This is a genomic window from Pseudomonas kitaguniensis (assembly GCF_049199985.1).
In the GTDB taxonomy this organism is placed as follows: Bacteria; Pseudomonadota; Gammaproteobacteria; order Pseudomonadales; family Pseudomonadaceae; genus Aquipseudomonas; species Aquipseudomonas kitaguniensis.
Genome location: NZ_JBLZPT010000035.1, coordinates 42,777 through 43,351, shown reverse-complemented (window position 1 = coordinate 43,351; position 575 = coordinate 42,777).

Here is a 575-nt window from a genome sequence, read left to right as displayed (position 1 = left end):
CTGCCGGGTTACCCACGGATTCAAGCCTGCGTGCGGCCATCGTGGTTTAACGGGGCGCTTCTCAGATCAAGATCACAAGCAAGAGCACGGCGGCCTGAAAGCCGACCTGAGTGGTTGAAGCAGATCAGAAGCAGATCAAAGGCGGCTCTGGAGAACAAAGCAGATCTGCTTTTTTTTGCTTTTTGTGGGAGGGGGCTTGCTCCCGATAGCAGTTTTACAGTTGATACATGAGTTGACTGACCCACCGCCATCGGGAGCGAGCCCCCTCCCACAGTTTGACCACATTCTGATTGGGGGATTGGGTCGGCTTTCGGGCCTCCGGCTTAGATGATCGTTCCCACGCTCTGCGTGGTAATGCCGCTCCGGACGCTCTGCGTCCCGCTTTTTCAGCCATAGAATCTCCCTCACTTGACCGCATTCAGGTTTGGGGATTGGGTCGGCTTTCAGGCCGCCTGCTTTTGATTTTGATCTTGATCTAAGGCGCCCCGTTAAACCACGCTGGCCGAACGCAGATATTACGGAGCGGGTAAACCGGCAGGACGCCGGTTTAGCCGCGCCCGGGGGGGGGCCCCCCC